Here is a 16,401-nt window from a genome sequence, read left to right on the forward strand (position 1 = left end):
TCCGCAACAACATCGCCAGAGCCAGCGCTGCCCGATCACCCGCTGAAAACCCATCCACACCGGCAGTACCACGCTGACCGTGTGCTGCACTCTCATGCGAGCCGTCCGCTGACCCGCGCGATGTGGGACGCAGCGCGCGCCTTGTCGTAGGAATGACAAGCAACCGCGAACTGCCGGATGACACAGACCGAATGATTCATGGACACTGGACGCTGAGATTCCCAGGCCAAGGCGCCCATGAACTCGCCGGATTTAATGGATTTCGCCTGCACGGCCGTGATGCTCGGCTTGGGCGCACTCGCGGCGGCGCTGACATTCAGTGCCGCACAAGCGCGTGCCTCGCGCTATCTGGCGGCTTTTTTTGCGTGCCTGACCATCGACAGCCTGGTCGGCCTGATCCAGGTCGGCTGGCACGATGCACTCTCTGCCGAAGCAGTGCGGTGGCTCCATGCGGTGAACGTGCCGCTGGCCTACCTGCTCGGACCCTCGCTGTACGCCTACGCGGTAGCGTTGACTTCGCCGTCTACGTCTTTCCGTGCGGGACGCGGTTCATGGCATATCGCGCCGTACGCGCTGGCACTGTTGCTTTCGTTGGGCAATGCCACGTTTGCGTTCGACCAGTCGCCGGCCGGCCTGTTGTCCCTGCACATCGTCTACCACGCGTGGGTCCTGCAAGGAGTGCTGTACCTCGCCGCAGCGGTGCAGCGCACCTACCGCGCCCGGCCCTGGCTTGAACAGGCCAGCGCGGACGAGGTGGCGCTGCGACTGACCTGGCTGCGCCGGTTGCTCTCGTTGTTCGGCGTGATCTGGACGCTGGTGGCGATCGACCGGATTCCCAGCATCATGGGCATGCAGGAAAGTCCATGGCTCGGCATCGTACTGAGCTGCCTAACCACAGTGGCCTTGTTTATCTTGGCCTGGTTCGGGCTTCGACAACGCACCTTTGTTCCGGCGCCCCTGGCGGACCTGTGCGCGTCCGCCGAACCGGATCGCTCCGCCCCATACGCGCGTTCCGCCCTGGATGCCGGGCAGTGCGCCCAAATGGCCGACGAGCTGTCCAAGCTCATGGCCGACCAGCACCTCTACACCAACAGTGAATTTGACCTGCAGGCTCTAAGCAAACAGAGTGGCTGGCCACCCAACTATATTTCGCAGGCGCTCAATCAGGGGCTTGGCCGAAATTTCTTCGAGTTCGTGAACGGCTTTCGCATCGCCGCCGCGGAGCGTTGCCTGACCGATCCCACCGAACGCCGGACGATCCTGGAGATCGCGCTTGCCTGCGGCTTCGGCAGCAAGTCGACCTTCAATGCCGTTTTCAAGCGCATGACCGGCCGCACCCCCAGCGCATGCCGGCGCCTGGCCCATCTCGGAAGCGAAGCGACTGCCTGAGCGTCCGATCCGGCACGTTCGGACGCAGACGCCACCCTCGGTCTGCTCCCATCGGAGCCGGGTCGGCTGCGGATGCTCGGTGGCCAGCTCCGCAGATACGCCCCGTGTCCGCGCCACCCATGTTGAAGGAGTGCAGAGATGTCGATGCGCCGTCGTGTTGTTCTCGCTTCGTTGCTGTGGCTCGCCTTGCCGACGTTCGTCGCAGCGACCGATGACACGGGCAATCCGGTCGATTTTCAATGGGGTCAGAAGATCCCCCTGCGGGACGGCGCGAAGCTCAACGCGACCCTGTACCGCCCCCTGGATCAGCGCGCACCCCTGCCGTGCATCTTCACGCTGACGCCGTACATATCCGAGACCTATCACGACCGCGGCATGTATTTCGCGGAGCACGGCTATGTGTTCCTGACCATCGACGTGCGGGGTCGCGGCAATTCCGAAGGCGAATTCACGCCGCTGCTGCAAGAGGCCAAGGACGGCTACGACATCGTCGAATGGCTGGCCACGCAGCCTTACTGCAACGGCAAAGTCACCATGTGGGGCGGCTCCTACGCGGGCTATGACCAATGGGCCACCGCCAAGGAATTCCCCCCGCACCTGGCCACCATCATCCCGGTGGCGTCCCCGCGACCCGGCGTCGACTTCCCGTTCGTGCAAAACGTCTATTACTCGTATGACACCCAATGGCTGACGCTGACCAGCGGACACACCAGTCAGGAGAACATCTTCGACGACCAAGCCTTCTGGTCCGCCCAGTTCGGCAAGTGGTACAAGGCGCAGCGGCCCTTCAAGGAACTCGACACCATCGTCGGCAACCCCTCGCCGATATTCCAGACCTGGCTGGCACATCCCCAGCCCGATACGTACTGGGACAGCTACAGCCCAAGCGCGGCGCAGTTCGCCAGGATCGATCTGCCGATCCTTACCATCACCGGCCAATACGACGACGACCAGCCGGGCGCCCTCTCGTTCTACCGGGATCACTTCCGTTATGCCTCGACCAAGGCCAAGGACCGGCACTACCTGGTCATTGGCCCATGGGACCACGCTGGCACGCGCACGCCAAAAGCCGAATACGCCGGCATCAAGTTCGGCCCCGCCGGCGTCATCGATATGAACGGGTTGAACAAGGCCTGGTACGACTGGACGCTCAAGGGTGGCAGCAAGCCTGCCCTGCTGAAGAACAAGGTGGCCTACTACATGCTCGGGAAGGGCGCCGAAGATTGGCGCTACGCGGACTCGCTCGAGGCGATCACTACCATGTGGCGGCCCATGTACCTGACCTCGCAAGGTGGCAGCGATGATGGCGTATTCGCGTCAGGCCTGTTGGCCGCTGCGGTACCCAGGGGGCCGGCGAAGCCCGATCATTACGTCTACAACCCGCTGGATACGTCGTTTGCAGCCTGGGATCCTGCGGAAAGCAGCGATACCGACCTGACCGACCAGAGCGGTTTGATCGGCGCGTCGGGGAAAATCCTCGTCTACCACACGCCAGCCTTTCAGCAGGCGATCGAGCTTGCCGGCTTTCCGAAGCTGAATCTCTGGCTCTCGCTGGACCAGCCGGACACGGACATCGCGGTCTACCTGTATGAGATCAAGCCAGACGGCAGCAGCATCGAGCTGGACTCGCAGCTATTGCGCGCCCGCTACCGCAAGAGCCTGCGCGAGCCGATGCCGGCGAAGCCAGGCGTCATCGAGCGCTATGACTTCGACAGCATGCATTTCATCGCACGCCGCATCGGCAAGGGCAGCCGGTTGCGACTGGCCATCGGCCCGATGAACTCGAAGTTCTTCGAGAAGAACTACAACTCCGGCGGCGTCGTGGCCGATGAATCCGGCAAAGAGGCGCGCACTGTCACCGTCACGCTTTATCACGATGGCGAGCATCCGAGTGCCCTGTACTTGCCCATCGCTGCCAAAGAAAGCGACGCGAGCGATTGAGGGGACTTCGCCTGCGAGGTTTCGCCCCATGTCGAGCCGTCTCCCCACGAGCGGCGCGGCGTGGGGCACCTAGTACTTCTGTCACGGTCACGACGCGACCGCGGCACGCATACTCCAAGGTGCGTTTCACTCGATCCAATGACCACCAAGGGGAGTTGCATGCGTCATCTGAAATCCTTGCTGCTGGGCAGCGCGCTGGCGTTGCTGCCGCTGGCGGCCATTCATGCCCAGGACCACGCTGCCGGCAAGGATGCCAAGACTGCAACCAACCAGGACGGCAAGCAGGCACCAGCCACCGAAACCGCCACGCGCACGAAGCACAGCGTCAGCATCCATGGCCACTCGGTCAGTTACACCGCCACCGCCGGCACGCTGATCATCCGCGACGACAAGAATGAGCCGCAGGCCAGCGTGTTCTACGTGGCCTATACCGTCGACACCGGCAAGCCGGAAAAACGGCCGGTGACGTTCCTGTACAACGGTGGCCCCGGCTCCTCCAGCGTGTGGCTGCACATGGGCTCGTTCGCGCCGGTACGGATCGAGACCGCCAGCCCCGAAGCCACCGCACCGCCGCCGTATCATCTAGTGCCGAACAGCGACAGCCTGCTCGACAAGACCGACCTGGTCTTCATCGACGCGGTCGGCACCGGCTATTCGCGCCCGCTGGGCAAGGCCACCGGCAAGGACTTCTGGGGTGTGGATCAGGACATCTCCGCATTTTCCCGCGCGATCCAGCGCTACGTCAGCTTGAACAAGCGCTGGAACTCGCCAAAGTTCCTCTATGGCGAAAGCTATGGAACCACCCGCTCTGCTGCGCTGGTCGACGCGCTGCAGGACAAGGGCATGGCGTTCAACGGCGTGATCCTGATGTCGTCGATCCTCAACTATGGCATCCGCATCCCGGGTTACGACGAAACCTATGTCGGCTACCTGCCTAGCTATGCGGCAGCGGCTTGGTACCACAACAAAACGCCTTACAAGAGCGGTCCGAACAAGCCAGCCGATCTGAAAGCTTTCCTTGATCAGGTCCGCGCCTGGGCGCAGGGCCCGTATGCCGCCGCGCTGGCGCAGGGGCAGAATCTCCCCGACGCCCAGGTCGACGCCGTGGCGCAGCAACTCGCCGCCTATACCGGCCTGTCGGTGCAGTACGTCAAGGAAGCCAACCTGCGCATCGACCTCGGCCGTTTCCGCAAGGAGCTGCTGCGCGACCAGCGCCTGACCCTGGGGCGCTACGACAGCCGCTTCACCGGTACCGATCCCGATGCCGCCGGCGAGACTCCGGATTACGACGCCTCCGACACCGGCATCAGCGGCGCGTTCGTCAGCGCGTTCCACGATTACATCGACGGGCAGCTCAACTACCACACCGACCTCGACTACCGCCCGACCTACGGCGAGATCAGCAAGAACTGGGACTGGAAGCATCAGGCTGCCGGCGAGCGGCGGCCGCTGCCGCTGGCCTACGTGGCCGGCGATCTCGCCCATGCGATGCGCACCAATCCGAACCTCCAAGTGCTCTCGGTCAACGGCTATTACGACTTTGCCACGCCGTTCTTCATCACCGAGTACGACCTCGCGCACATGAATCTCGACCCGTCGCTGCGTGGCAACCTGCAGTTCCTGTACTACCCCTCGGGGCACATGATCTATCTCAACACCGACGCGCTGAAGCAGCTCAAGACCGACCTCGCGCCCTTCTACGACCATGCCGCTCCGCAGCGCTGATACGGAATCGCCATCATGCACAAATCTCTGTTCGCCCCGCTCGCCCTCGCCCTGCTGCTGGTCATGGGCGCTCCTGCACACGCCGACGACGACACGCCGAAGGATGCGGCCAAGACCGCGCAGACCGACAAGGACAGCAAGAAGGACGAGCTGCCGATCCCGCGCGAGCACGCCGTGACCAGCAAGCACAGCGTGCGCATCGGCGGTCGCACGATCAGCTACAAGGCCACCGCCGGCACCTTGCTGATCAAGGACGACAAGGACAAGCCCACCGTCAGCGTGTTCTATGTCGCGTACACCGCTGATAGCGGCAAGCCTGGCAAGCGACCGGTGACCTTCATGTACAACGGTGGCCCGGGCTCATCCAGCATGTGGCTGCACATGGGTTCATTTGGCCCGGTGCGCGTGGCCAACCGCGGCGATCAGCCGATCCCGCCGCCGCCGTACGAGACCGTACCGAACGACTACAGCCTGCTCGACAAGACCGATCTGGTCTTCATCGACGCGCCCGGCACCGGCTACTCGCAGCTGGTTGGCGCCGCACAGGGCAAGGACTTCTACGGCGTGGACCAGGATGCCGATGCATTCGCCAAGTTCATCACCCGCTACGTCGGCGACAACCATCGCTGGAACTCGCCGAAATTCCTGTTCGGCGAAAGCTATGGCACGACTCGCTCTGCCGTGCTGGTGAAAGTACTGCAGGACCAGGGCATGGAGTTCAACGGTGTCGTACTGATGTCGTCGATCCTCGACTTCAACGTCTGGGCTGCCACCGGCGTCGACCACGCCTACATCGTCAACCTGCCCAGCGAGGCGGCGATTGCCTGGTATCACAACAAGATTCCGAACAAGCCCGCCGATGTCGCCAGCTTCCTCGCCGGTGTTCGTCATTTCGCCGATACCGACTACACGCTGGCGCTGGCCAAGGGCGACGCGATCGAACCGGCCGAGGCCGACCGTATCGCCAACCAGCTGAGCCAGTACATCGGCCTGTCGCCGACCTACATCAAGGAAGCGAACCTGCGCATCGACCCGAGCCGCTTCCGCAAGGAGCTGCTGCGCGACCAGCGCCGCACGGTCGGCCGTCTGGACGGCCGTTTCGAGGGTATCGACCCGGACGCCGCCGGCGAGACCCCCGACGGCGATGCCGCCAGCGACGCCGCCACCGGCGCCTATCTGGCCGCATTCAACCAGTACGCCGAGAGCGAACTGAAATACACCGGTGACCATGCCTATCTGCCGAACAATTACGGTGTGATCAACCGCGGCTGGGACTGGAAGCGCAAGGGCGGCCATGGCTTCACCCAGGCACCGTACGTCGGCACCGACCTGGCCGACGCGATGCGTCGCAATCCGCATCTGAAGGTGTTCTCGGCCAACGGCTATTACGACCTCGCCACGCCGTTCCATGCCACCGAGTTCGACCTTGGCCATCTCGGCCTCGACCCGGCGATCCGCAAGAACATCGAGTTCGGCTTCTACCCATCCGGGCACATGATCTATTTCGACGTGGATGCGCTGAAACAGGTCAAGGCGGACCTGGCGCGCTTCTACGATGAGACGGCACCACAATCCTGAGTACTCTCTCCATAAACTCATTACATGACCCACAAGCCTGCTGACCCGCAATCGCCAGCGCCCGACGAGGCACCGGCCAATCCCGAACGCCGGCGTCTGCTCGGCGGCATCGCACTGGCCGGTGCAGCGCTGAGCTTGGGCAGCTGCCGCCTGGATGGCAGCCGCCCTGCTGCATCCGGCAGCGTCGAACCCTCGGCCGATGCACTCGACGCCCTGCTGCGCCGACACATCCAGCAGGTGGTGGTGCTGTACGCCGAGAACCGCAGCTTCAACAACCTGTTCGCGCACTTCCCCGGGCTGGCGCAGCCGCTGAAAGCTCTCGACTCGCCCGAATACCGCCAGCGCGACCGCGACGGCAGCCTGCTCACCAGCTTGCCGCCGATCTGGGGTGGTCTGGCGCCGCATGCACAGGTCGTCGATGGGCGGCACTACCAGATCGGTGAGGATGCCATCACCGGCTTGCCCAATCGTCCCTTTGCCCTGCATACGCCAGCGGGCGAAGCATTGCCGCACGGCGTGGTCACACGCGACTTGGTGCACCGTTTCTACGAGAACCAGCTGCAGATCAATGGCGGCAGGAATGATGGTTTCGTCGCCTGGGGCAATACCGGCGCGATGGTGATGGGTCACTACGGCGACAACGCCACCAACCTGCAGTTGTGGCAGCTCGCGCAGCAGTACACCTTGTGCGACAACTTCTTCATGGGCGCCTTCGGCGGTTCGTTCCTCAACCATCAATACCTGGCTGCCGCGCAACCGCCGTTCTACCCGAACGCGGACCAGCGGCCAGGAAAATTTCAGCTGGCCCAGGTCGAAGGCGACGACCCCACGGGACTCCGCCCGATACTGACCGACAATACGCCAACCAGCGCGATGCAAGGTCGCGCCAAATTCGCCTCGCCCGATGCGCTGACGCCCGACTTCTGGGCAGTGAACACGATCGGCCCGGCCTACGCGCCGGCGTTCACCCATGACAAGCACGATCCGCAACTGGCCGATGCCGACAGCCCGAACACGCTGCCGCCGCAAGTGCATCTGACCATCGGCGATGCACTGTCGAATGCCGGGGTCGACTGGGCTTGGTACGCCGGCGGCTGGCAACTCGCGCTGGACGGACACGGCGACGGCGAGCATCACGTCTTTCCGGAAAGCCCGAACTTCCAGATCCATCATCAGCCGTTCAACTACTTCCGCAGCTTCGCGCCCGGCACACCGGCACGACAGCAGCACCTGCGCGATGCCGGTATCGGCGAGAGTGCCGACAGCAATCACTTCATCGCCGCGATCGAGGCGGGCACGCTTCCACCGGTGTCGTTCTACAAGCCGCAGGGCGACCTCAACATGCATGCCGGCTACTCCAGCGTGGAAGCCGGCGACCGTCACCTTGCCAAGGTGGCCGAGGCTTTGCAGAAAAGTCCGCAGTGGCCGCACATGCTGGTGGTGGTCACGGTGGACGAGAACGGTGGCTGGTGGGATCACGTGGCGCCACCCAAGGGCGATCGCTGGGGGCCGGGTTCGCGCATCCCGGCGCTGGTCGTATCGCCGTACGCGAAGAAGGGCTTCGTCGATCACACCATCTACGACACCGGATCGATCCTGCGCTTCATCACCCGCCGCTTTGGCCTGAAGCAACTGACCGGCCTGAAGCTGCGCGACGAGGCGATGATTGCCGCCGGCGGTCCGCCACCTGGCGACCTCACCGCGGCACTGCAATTCGACGCTGTGTGATCACTGCATCAAAGGAACCCCTGTCATGCGCGAGATGTACCCCCAGATCGAGCCATACCGGACCCATCGCCTCGCGGTCGATGCCACCCACACGCTGTATGTGGAGGAGTGCGGCAATCCCGCCGGCTTGCCGGTGATCTTTCTGCATGGTGGACCGGGCGCCGGGCTGGCAAGCTATCACCGGCGCTTCTTCGACCCGGCGCGCTATCGCATCGTGCTGTTCGACCAGCGTGGTGCCGGCAAGTCCACTCCGTTCGCCAACCTCACCGACAACACCACCTGGCATCTGGTCGCCGACATCGAGACGATCCGCGAGAAGCTCGACATCGAGCGTTGGGTGGTCTTCGGCGGTTCGTGGGGTTCCACCCTGGGACTGGCCTATGCGCAAACCCATCCCGAGCGCGTGCTCGGCCTGGTACTGCGCGGCATCTTCCTGTGCCGCCCGGAAGAGATCCGCTGGTTCTACGAGGAAGGCGGTGCGTCATGGATCCTGCCGGAGAAATGGCAGCGTTACGCCGCCGCGATCCCGCCGGAAGAACACGGCGAGATGATGGAGGCGTACTGGCGCCGGCTCAGCTCGGATGACGAGACGGTGCGGCTCGCTGCCGCGCAGGCATGGGGCACGTGGGAGGGCGGCAGCATCACACTCGAGGAAAGCCCCGGTACCGAAGCGAGCTTCGCCGCGCCTGACATCGCGCTGAGCCTGGCACGGATCGAGGCTCACTACTTCCGCCACCACGGCTGGTTCGAACCCGATCAGTTGCTACGCGACGTGGCAAAGATCCGCCACATCCCCGCCACCATCGTGCATGGCCGCTACGACATCATCTGTCCCGCCAAAAGCGCCTGCGACCTGCATGCGACGTGGCCGGAAGCCGATTTCCACATCGTGCTGGCCGGCCATGCCGCATCGGAGCCCGCGATCGTCGATCAGTTGGTACAGGCCACCGACAGGCTCGCCGATCGCTACGTCTGAAGTTTCGCGCGCAAGAAACGGATATCACGCAAGGATTGCGGCATCCAGTATCGGCATCGCCCATTCACGGAGATGCCCATGCTGACCTTGTTCGACTACCTGCCCTCGCAGAACGCCTGGAAGGTGCGCCTGCTGCTGAATCATCTGGGCCGGCCGTATCGCACGGTGCCGATCAGCATCTTCGAAGGTGAAGGACAGACCGCGGCGTTTCGTCGCATCAATCCGACCGGCACCGTACCGGCGATCCAGCTGGATGATGGCCGTGTGCTGGCGGAATCAAACGCGATCCTCAGCTATCTCGCCGAGGGCACGCCGTATTTACCCGCCGATCCGTTCGATCGCGCCAAGGTGCAGCAGTGGCTGCATTTCGAACAGGAGCGGGTGGAATCGGTGATTGGCGCGCTACACCACTGGGCGATGACCGGCAAGCTGTCGCGTCGTGCGCCCGAGCTGGTCGAGAGCAAGCGCGCCGGGGCACGCGCACGCTGGGCATCCTCGAGCACGAACTGGCGGCGCGACCCTTCCTCGCCGGCGACACCTACACCATCGCGGACATGGCGGTGTTCGCCTATGCCAGCCGCGCCCGGGAAGCCGGATTGTCGCTGGATGCCTATCCGCATTTTCGTGCGTGGATCGCGCGTGTTGAAGCACAGCCGGACTTCCTTGCCGCCATGCATCCGTATGCGATCGACCCACATTCGGTGAACGAATTGCCGTAACCCCGGCTTCCGTCACGGGCGAGCGGAGCAAGCGCAATGGCATACTCGGGGTTTTCCGGCTCGAGATTCCCCCATGCGCTTCCTGCCATCCCTCGCCCTTGGCACGCTGCTCTTGCCACTGGCCGCCCATGCCGTCGAACCGCATTCCTACGCACAGCCTGACCAGGTCGTCGTCACCCATCTCGACCTCGACCTGAAGCTGGACTTTCCGCACAAGCAGCTCGATGGTCAGGCCACGTTGAAACTGGACTGGAAGAATCCGCAGGCACCGTCGCTGGTGCTGGATACGCGCGATCTGAAGATCGCGAAGATCGAAGCACTCGGCGCCGACGGCAAGACCACGCCGCTGAAATATGCGCTGGCGCCGCGCGACAAGCAGCTCGGCGAGAAGCTCACCATCGCCACGCCGACGCATCCGGCCCAGGTGCGAATCGTCTACACCACCTCACCGGACGCGTCCGGTCTGCAGTGGCTGACCCCGGCGCAGACCGCGGACAAGAAGCTGCCCTTCATGTTCTCGCAATCCGAGTCGATCCATGCGCGTTCATGGGTGCCACTGCAGGATTCACCGGCGATCCGTTTCTCCTATACCGCCCACGTCACCGCTCCGAAGGATGTGCGCGTGGTGATGAGCGCGCTGAACGATGCGAAGCATCCGCTCAACGGTGACTTCACGTTCGACCAGCCGCATCCGATCCCGTCCTATCTGCTGGCGATCGGCGCCGGCGATATCGCGGTGAAGGAAACCGGGCCGCGTTCGGCCGTGTATGCCGAGCCCTCGGTGGTCGGCAAGGCGGCGCATGAGTTCGAGGACACCGAGCAGATGATCGCCACCGCGGAGAAGTTGTATGGCCCGTACCGCTGGGGCCGCTACGACATCCTGGTGCTGCCGCCGTCGTTCCCGTACGGCGGCATGGAAAACCCGGACATGACGTTCGCCACGCCGACCGTGCTGGTCGGCGACAAGAGCCTGGTCTCGCTGGTCGCGCATGAGTTGGCGCATTCGTGGTCGGGCAACCTGGTCACTGCCGCGTCGTGGCGCGACATCTGGCTCAACGAAGGTGTCACCACCTACGTGCAGGGCCGCATCACCGAGGCGTTGTACGGCAAGTCACTGGCCGACGAGGAAGCCCTGCTGTCTGCCCGCTCGCTGCAGAAGGAAATCGGCGACATGCCGGCCAACTCGCAGAAGCTGGCCCCGGATCCGCGCGGCATCGACGCCGACGACTCACTGTCCGATGTTGCCTACGACAAGGGTTCGTGGTTTCTGCGCGCGCTGGAACAGCGCTTCGGTCGCACCACGTTCGATGACTACCTCAAGGGTTATTTCAACCACTTCGCGTTCCAGAGCATCACCACCGAGCAGATGCTCGACTACATGAAGCCGAACCTGATCCAGAAATACCCCGGCAAGATGAGCTGGGACGAGGTGAAGGCGTGGGTCTACGCCGAAGGCATCCCGAAGGATGCACCGCTGCCCGATTCGCCACGCTTCGACACCATCGACCAGGAACGCACCGACTTCCTGTCCGGGCAGCTGGCCGCTGACAAGCTCAACGCAAAGGGCTGGAACACCCAGGAATGGATGTACTTCCTCGACCGCCTGCCGGATGCGCCACCGCTGGCGAAGATGCAGCAACTCGATGCCGCCTGGCATCTCACCGGCACCCCGAACGCGGAGATCGGCATGCGCTGGTACAGCCACGCAATCGCCGCCGGCGACAAGGCCGTGTGGCCAGCTGCCGCCGAGCACATGACGCGGATCGGCCGGCTCTACCTCACCCTGCCGCTGTACCAGGCTCTGGCCAAGACCCCGGATGGCCTGACCTATGCCGAACAGGTCTACAGCAAGGCCAAATCTGGCTACCACCCGCTGACCCAGCAGGCGGTAGAGGCGATCTTCGCCAAGGCGAAGAAAGCAAAGTAAAAAGTAAGACGTTCCCGCCCCTGCCTTGCAGGAGCGGGAGTATTTCCCCGCAACGCTCGGATCAAGAAACCATCATGCCGCCATCAACGAACACCGCCACCCCACTGTGGCAACGCATGCTGCTTCGCCGGTTGAAATTCCTGGCGTGGCTGGCCGCAATCCTTGCCATTGTGCTGGGGGGCAGCTACCTGTTCGCGCCGCAGTGGCTGATGCAGGCCAACTTCGCACGCGAGGCGATGACCGCGCACCTGGAAAAACATTCGGTGCAGGCCGGCGACACGCGCTGGGTGTACTACGAAGGCGGCGACGGCCCGACCATCGTGCTGCTGCACGGCTTTGCGGCCAGCAAGGAGGTCTGGCTGCAGACGGCCAAACTGCTGACTCCGCACTTCCACCTGATCATCCCCGATCTGCCCGGCTGGGGCGAGTCTTCGCGCAATGCTGGCGCCAGCTACAACGTCGATGCCCAGGCCACACGCCTGCAGGCCTTCGTGCAGGCGCTGGAACTGCAGCGCTTCGTGCTGGTCGGTCATTCGCTCGGTGGTGCCATAGCCGGCGTGTACGCGATCGAACAGCCGGAGCATGCCCGCGAACTTGCGCTGGTCGATGCGTACGGGCTGAAGTTCAAGGAGAACGCGTTTGCCCGCGAGGCCATGGCCGGCAAGGACCCGTTCCTGTTCGACGACCGTGCAGGCTTCGAGCGTGCCACCGCACTGGCCTTCGAGAAGCCGGTCAACCTCCCGGGCCGCTTCGTCGACGTGCTGATCAAGCGCAACCAGCAGGACCGCAGCTTCATCGAAAGCAATTTCAATGAGTTGCGGGACCCCTCCCAATACCTCGCGCTGCAGAACCGGCTGGACCAGCTGAAGATGCCGGTGTTGGGCCTGTGGTGCCACAACGACAAGATCGTCGATATCTCGGCGCTGGACAGCCTGCGCAACGGGCTGACCCATGCCCCCGCCATCAGCACCAGCACCTTGAATGGCTGCAATCACATGCCGATGCTGGAAAAGCCCGAGGAAACCGCGCAGATCCTCAGCGGATTCGCCTTGTCGCATTGAGCCGGCTCATGGAATCAGGCCATCGGGACGCCCTTCGGTCATATGGGAGTCAGCATTCTCACGCACATCATTGTGAATTGCCGATGACAACATGGGAGAATGACGGCATGGACTCGAGAGTTGGCGCGCTTTCATGCAAGAAAACAAAGTCATGCAGCAACCCGTGAAGCAAAGCCTGCTGCGTGCGGGGGTGGACGCCATCGTGCGGATGTCCGCCACCCGCATCAACTACTGGACCGAAGTGGGCCTGGACGTCACGCTGTGCCTGCTGCTGCTGGTGGAAGGCTGGCGCCTGCATGCCGGCAGCCCGCTGGCGGCGTTGCTGGCGTTCGGACTCGGGCTGCTGGCCTTCAGCTTCATCGAATACTTCTTCCACCGCTGGATGTTCCATACACGGATCCCGCTGTTCGAGCAGGGCCACCGCATGCATCACGCGCAGCCGCTCGGTTACGACTCGCTGCCGTTCTTCCTGCCGGCGGCCGTGCTGCTGTGCCTGACCGGCCTGCTTGCGCTGGTCATGCCGACGAGTCTCGCCCTGCTGATGGCCGGCGCGATGACGCTCGGCTACATCGCTTACGGGTTGAGCCATTTCACCATCCATCACGTGCGCTTCAAGCAGCCGCTGTTGCGGCGCTGGGCTGCCGCCCATCACGTCCATCACTACCATCCGGACAGCAACTTCGGCGTCACCACGCCGCTGTGGGACGTGTTGCTGGGCACGCGTTACGTGCGCCAGCCGCGCAAGATCTGAGGCGCCTCAGTTTTCCCTGCGGGAGGGTCGCGACTGAAGTCGCCCCCGCAATTGTCCGTCAGAGAACACCTGGAATCAGCGCTTTCACCCGCTGCATGTAGTCGGTGTAGGCCGCACCGAAGTGCTCGCCCAGCCAGGTCTCCTCCAGCCGCAGCTTGCGCCAGAACGACACGAACATGATGACGAAGCCCAGCAGGGCTCGCCATTCGCCAATCAGCACGACAGTACCGAGCAGGGCGAGCAGGATGCCGGTGTAGATCGGGTGGCGCACGTACCGGTAAGGCCCGCGTTCGATCAGCTCGTGCCCCTGCTTCAGCTGCACTTCGCTGCTCCAGTTGCTGCCGAGGATGTAACGCGCCCAGCAGGCAAACAGCACGCCCGCCACGATCAGCAGCAGGCCGGTCATGGCGATGGCATAGGTATCTGGCAACAGGCGATCGCCCAGCACGGTACGGTCAAGCCACGGCGTGGGCCACATCAGCAGGATCGCCACGATGATCGGCAGCCAGTACTTGAAAAAGCGCGGCAACGCCGGTTCCGCACGCGTGGGCTGCTTCAGTCGGCGTGCGCTCCACAGCCAGTACGCCAGAAAGAACAGCCACGCCGCCACGGCCATGGTGGTGAACGAAATATGCATGGATCAACCCCTGATGACGATGTCGAATGATTTGCCGGTACTCTTTGCCTTCCACCACGCACGGTTATCCCTGATCGACCGCTTGCAACCGGAATCCCTCTCGCCTTTCTCAGTCGGCAACGTCGTCGATCAGCCGGTCGAGTTCCGCCTTCAGGATGGCACCATGCTGGCGCAGCCAGTCACGCTGCTCGCGCCAGTCGGGGAACAGTTGACTGACCTGTGCCCAGAACCGCGGCGAGTGGTTGCGCACCTTGAGATGACATAGCTCGTGCACCAGCACGTAGCGCAACGCGGCCGGTGGCGCCAGCGCCAGCGCGAGGTCGAGATTGATGCGGTCGCGCGTATCCAGGCTGCCCCACAGGCTCTTCATCGGACGGATCTTCAGCGACGTCGGCGCCAGTCCCAACTGCGGTACGTAGCCGGCCAGCCAGCGCGATACATCACGGCGGATCAACGCCTCCAGATGCGAGGCGAGCAGGCCGCGCGCGATCGGCAGCGCGCGCGTATGCGGCCGCGGAATCACCAGGGTCAGCCCGGTCGCATGGGGTTCGATCTTCGGATAAGGGCCCTCGGCCCAGTCCAGCTCCGCCATCTCGCCACGCAGCGGAAAGCTGCACGGATAACCGAGCCGCAGCGGTGGCAGCGGCTTCACGATCAGGTGCAGCTCGTCGAGCTTCTGTTCCAGCCAGTCAGCGTGGCTGCGGAGGAATGCATTGACCTGGGCAGGATGCGTGCCGAGCGGATACGTCACCCGCGCACCCTTCGGCGTGACCGTGAGGCGTAGCCGGCGTGCGCGCGGATGGGCGGCCTTCAGCACCCGGATGATGCTGCCGCCTACCGTCGCCAGTTCCAGCCAATCGCCTTCCAGATGCTGCGCCATAAGCCTGCCCGTTCGTACCAAGGCCTGTCGGATATCAGTGGGGATTCCGCGCCGCCCGCAAGCGGGCGGACGACCAGTATGGCTCGGCGGCAGGTCAAACGGGAATGGTTTTTTCGTTCAGCTATCGGCCGGACGCGGCAATCCGAACCATTCCTTCAGCTTGCCCAGCAGCCGCTCCAATTCCAGCGTCAGCAGGGCAAAACTGGCGTCCAGCTCGGCCTGGGCGTCCTGCTGGCTGTCGCCCAGCTCGTCCATCACCACGTCGAGGAACTTCAGCTTGCGGATGATCAGATCCTCACCCAGCACGAAGCTGATCCGCTCATCGAAGGTGAGACCGAGCAGGAAGACCTGCTTGCCGTTGCGCAGGTGCTCCTTGACCTCTTCGGCGTCCAGATCCTGCCGGCGGCAACGGGCGATCGCGCCGGTGGCGGTGGCTGGATCGCGCAGCTCGCACTCGTCGCCCAGGGCCAACCCTGCCGGCAGGTTGCCGTTGGCCAGCCAGTCGGTCATCAGCACGCGTGGACCTTCCTCCGGCGCCAATGGCACCGCCGGGAAACTGCCCAGCGCCTCGCGGACCTGGGTCAAGGCGTTCTCGGCCGACTTGCGACTGGAGGTGTCCAGCACCAGCCAGCCGTTCTTCTTGTCGACATAGGCGGACATCCGCGAGTTGCGCACGAACGCACGCGGCAACAGCTCATTCAGCAGATCCTCCTTGATCCGCTTGCGCTCGCGGCCGCCGACCTTGCGGCCTTCTTCCTCGGCGATCTTCTGCACCTTGCGGTGCAGCTCGTCGTTGATCACCGCGGCCGGCAGCAGCTTGTCTTCACCGCCCACGGTGAGCAGGGTGCAGTGCTTCACCGTGTGCGTGAGCGGCTCGCCTTCGCCGCGACCAACCGGCGGCACGAAGCCCTTGGTGAACATTTCCAGCGGGCCGCAGGGGCGCAGCCGGTGTTCGGCCAGCGCTTCATCGAGGCGTTTCAGATCGGTGGCAACGGCGGAGGAAAAACGGAACAGCGTGAGATTGCGAAAGAACATTCAAGATCCGGATCAGTGCTGCCTGGCTGGAGGCAGGTGGTTTCGCCGTCATTC

The 16,401-nt window shown here is 63.8% G+C and carries 13 protein-coding genes and 1 pseudogene; 11 read left to right on the forward strand and 3 right to left on the reverse strand.

Translation table 11 applies throughout. The annotated features are described in order from the left end of the window. Positions 1-237: 237 nt before the first annotated feature. The 11 genes and pseudogenes from B0E50_RS07660 to B0E50_RS07705 all read left to right on the forward strand — a co-directional run bounded on the left by B0E50_RS07660 (position 238) and on the right by B0E50_RS07705 (position 13,795). The gene (locus B0E50_RS07660) at positions 238-1,389 is read left to right on the forward strand and encodes a helix-turn-helix domain-containing protein (protein WP_077440610.1); all 1,152 of its coding nucleotides are present in this window, start codon (positions 238-240) and stop codon (positions 1,387-1,389) included. Between the two features lie 138 nt (positions 1,390-1,527). Further along, positions 1,528-3,330 carry a CocE/NonD family hydrolase gene (locus B0E50_RS07665; protein WP_077440611.1) on the forward strand — a complete coding sequence of 601 codons (1,803 nt, stop codon included), beginning with the start codon at positions 1,528-1,530 and terminating at the stop codon, positions 3,328-3,330. Between the two features lie 159 nt (positions 3,331-3,489). Continuing rightward, a complete protein-coding gene (locus B0E50_RS07670; RefSeq protein WP_077440612.1) occupies positions 3,490-5,055 on the forward strand; it encodes a peptidase S10 in 1,566 nt (521 codons plus the stop codon). 15 nt (positions 5,056-5,070) lie between these two features. Then, a complete protein-coding gene (locus tag B0E50_RS07675; protein ID WP_077440613.1) occupies positions 5,071-6,633 on the forward strand; it encodes a peptidase S10 in 1,563 nt (520 codons plus the stop codon). Positions 6,634-6,657: 24 nt separating this feature from the next. Next, positions 6,658-8,361 (forward strand): acid phosphatase, encoded by a 1,704-nt coding sequence (gene acpA / locus B0E50_RS07680; protein WP_077440614.1) that lies wholly within the window; start codon positions 6,658-6,660, stop codon positions 8,359-8,361. A gap of 25 nt (positions 8,362-8,386) precedes the next feature. Next, the gene (gene pip / locus B0E50_RS07685) at positions 8,387-9,337 is read left to right on the forward strand and encodes a prolyl aminopeptidase (protein ID WP_077440615.1); all 951 of its coding nucleotides are present in this window, start codon (positions 8,387-8,389) and stop codon (positions 9,335-9,337) included. 78 nt (positions 9,338-9,415) lie between these two features. Next, positions 9,416-9,583: pseudogene (locus B0E50_RS18385) on the forward strand (glutathione S-transferase N-terminal domain-containing protein); the annotation flags it as partial. A gap of 110 nt (positions 9,584-9,693) precedes the next feature. Continuing rightward, positions 9,694-10,056: a glutathione binding-like protein gene (locus tag B0E50_RS18390; protein WP_254427227.1), complete on the forward strand. Its 363-nt coding sequence runs from the start codon at positions 9,694-9,696 to the stop codon at positions 10,054-10,056. A gap of 73 nt (positions 10,057-10,129) precedes the next feature. Next, entirely contained in the window at positions 10,130-11,983 is a 1,854-nt protein-coding gene (locus tag B0E50_RS07695) for a M1 family metallopeptidase (protein WP_077440616.1), read from the forward strand. A gap of 74 nt (positions 11,984-12,057) precedes the next feature. After that, positions 12,058-13,044: an alpha/beta hydrolase gene (locus B0E50_RS07700; protein ID WP_254427210.1), complete on the forward strand. Its 987-nt coding sequence runs from the start codon at positions 12,058-12,060 to the stop codon at positions 13,042-13,044. A gap of 151 nt (positions 13,045-13,195) precedes the next feature. Further along, positions 13,196-13,795 carry a sterol desaturase family protein gene (locus B0E50_RS07705; protein ID WP_254427211.1) on the forward strand — a complete coding sequence of 200 codons (600 nt, stop codon included), beginning with the start codon at positions 13,196-13,198 and terminating at the stop codon, positions 13,793-13,795. A 58-nt stretch (positions 13,796-13,853) separates the two neighbouring features. On the opposite strand, the gene B0E50_RS07710 is transcribed toward B0E50_RS07705, so the two are convergent. From B0E50_RS07710 to B0E50_RS07720, 3 genes are all read right to left on the reverse strand, one after another. Continuing rightward, positions 13,854-14,432, reverse strand: coding sequence for an isoprenylcysteine carboxylmethyltransferase family protein (locus B0E50_RS07710; RefSeq protein ID WP_077440618.1), 579 nt, complete (start codon positions 14,430-14,432; stop codon positions 13,854-13,856). A 109-nt stretch (positions 14,433-14,541) separates the two neighbouring features. Next, positions 14,542-15,312: a SprT family zinc-dependent metalloprotease gene (locus B0E50_RS07715; protein WP_077440619.1), complete on the reverse strand. Its 771-nt coding sequence runs from the start codon at positions 15,310-15,312 to the stop codon at positions 14,542-14,544. Between the two features lie 117 nt (positions 15,313-15,429). After that, on the reverse strand, positions 15,430-16,347 hold the full coding sequence (locus B0E50_RS07720; protein ID WP_077440620.1) for a recombination-associated protein RdgC: 918 nt from the start codon (positions 16,345-16,347) through the stop codon (positions 15,430-15,432). Positions 16,348-16,401 lie beyond the last annotated feature (54 nt).

The organism is Rhodanobacter sp. C01 (assembly GCF_002001045.1).
In the GTDB taxonomy this organism is placed as follows: domain Bacteria; phylum Pseudomonadota; class Gammaproteobacteria; order Xanthomonadales; family Rhodanobacteraceae; genus Rhodanobacter.

What these genes read in the sequence shown, in the direction of transcription:
- B0E50_RS07705 (WP_254427211.1), top strand. Translation starts at nt 13,196, where the DNA reads ATGCAGCAACCCGTGAAGCAAAGCCTGCTGCGTGCGGGGGTGGACGCC.
- B0E50_RS07660 (WP_077440610.1), top strand. Translation starts at nt 238, where the DNA reads ATGAACTCGCCGGATTTAATGGATTTCGCCTGCACGGCCGTGATGCTC.
- B0E50_RS07700 (WP_254427210.1), top strand. Translation starts at nt 12,058, where the DNA reads ATGCCGCCATCAACGAACACCGCCACCCCACTGTGGCAACGCATGCTG.
- B0E50_RS07670 (WP_077440612.1), top strand. Translation starts at nt 3,490, where the DNA reads ATGCGTCATCTGAAATCCTTGCTGCTGGGCAGCGCGCTGGCGTTGCTG.
- B0E50_RS07720 (WP_077440620.1), bottom strand. Translation starts at nt 16,347, where the DNA reads ATGTTCTTTCGCAATCTCACGCTGTTCCGTTTTTCCTCCGCCGTTGCC.
- acpA (WP_077440614.1), top strand. Translation starts at nt 6,658, where the DNA reads ATGACCCACAAGCCTGCTGACCCGCAATCGCCAGCGCCCGACGAGGCA.
- B0E50_RS07665 (WP_077440611.1), top strand. Translation starts at nt 1,528, where the DNA reads ATGTCGATGCGCCGTCGTGTTGTTCTCGCTTCGTTGCTGTGGCTCGCC.
- B0E50_RS07710 (WP_077440618.1), bottom strand. Translation starts at nt 14,432, where the DNA reads ATGCATATTTCGTTCACCACCATGGCCGTGGCGGCGTGGCTGTTCTTT.
- pip (WP_077440615.1), top strand. Translation starts at nt 8,387, where the DNA reads ATGCGCGAGATGTACCCCCAGATCGAGCCATACCGGACCCATCGCCTC.
- B0E50_RS07695 (WP_077440616.1), top strand. Translation starts at nt 10,130, where the DNA reads ATGCGCTTCCTGCCATCCCTCGCCCTTGGCACGCTGCTCTTGCCACTG.
- B0E50_RS07675 (WP_077440613.1), top strand. Translation starts at nt 5,071, where the DNA reads ATGCACAAATCTCTGTTCGCCCCGCTCGCCCTCGCCCTGCTGCTGGTC.
- B0E50_RS07715 (WP_077440619.1), bottom strand. Translation starts at nt 15,312, where the DNA reads ATGGCGCAGCATCTGGAAGGCGATTGGCTGGAACTGGCGACGGTAGGC.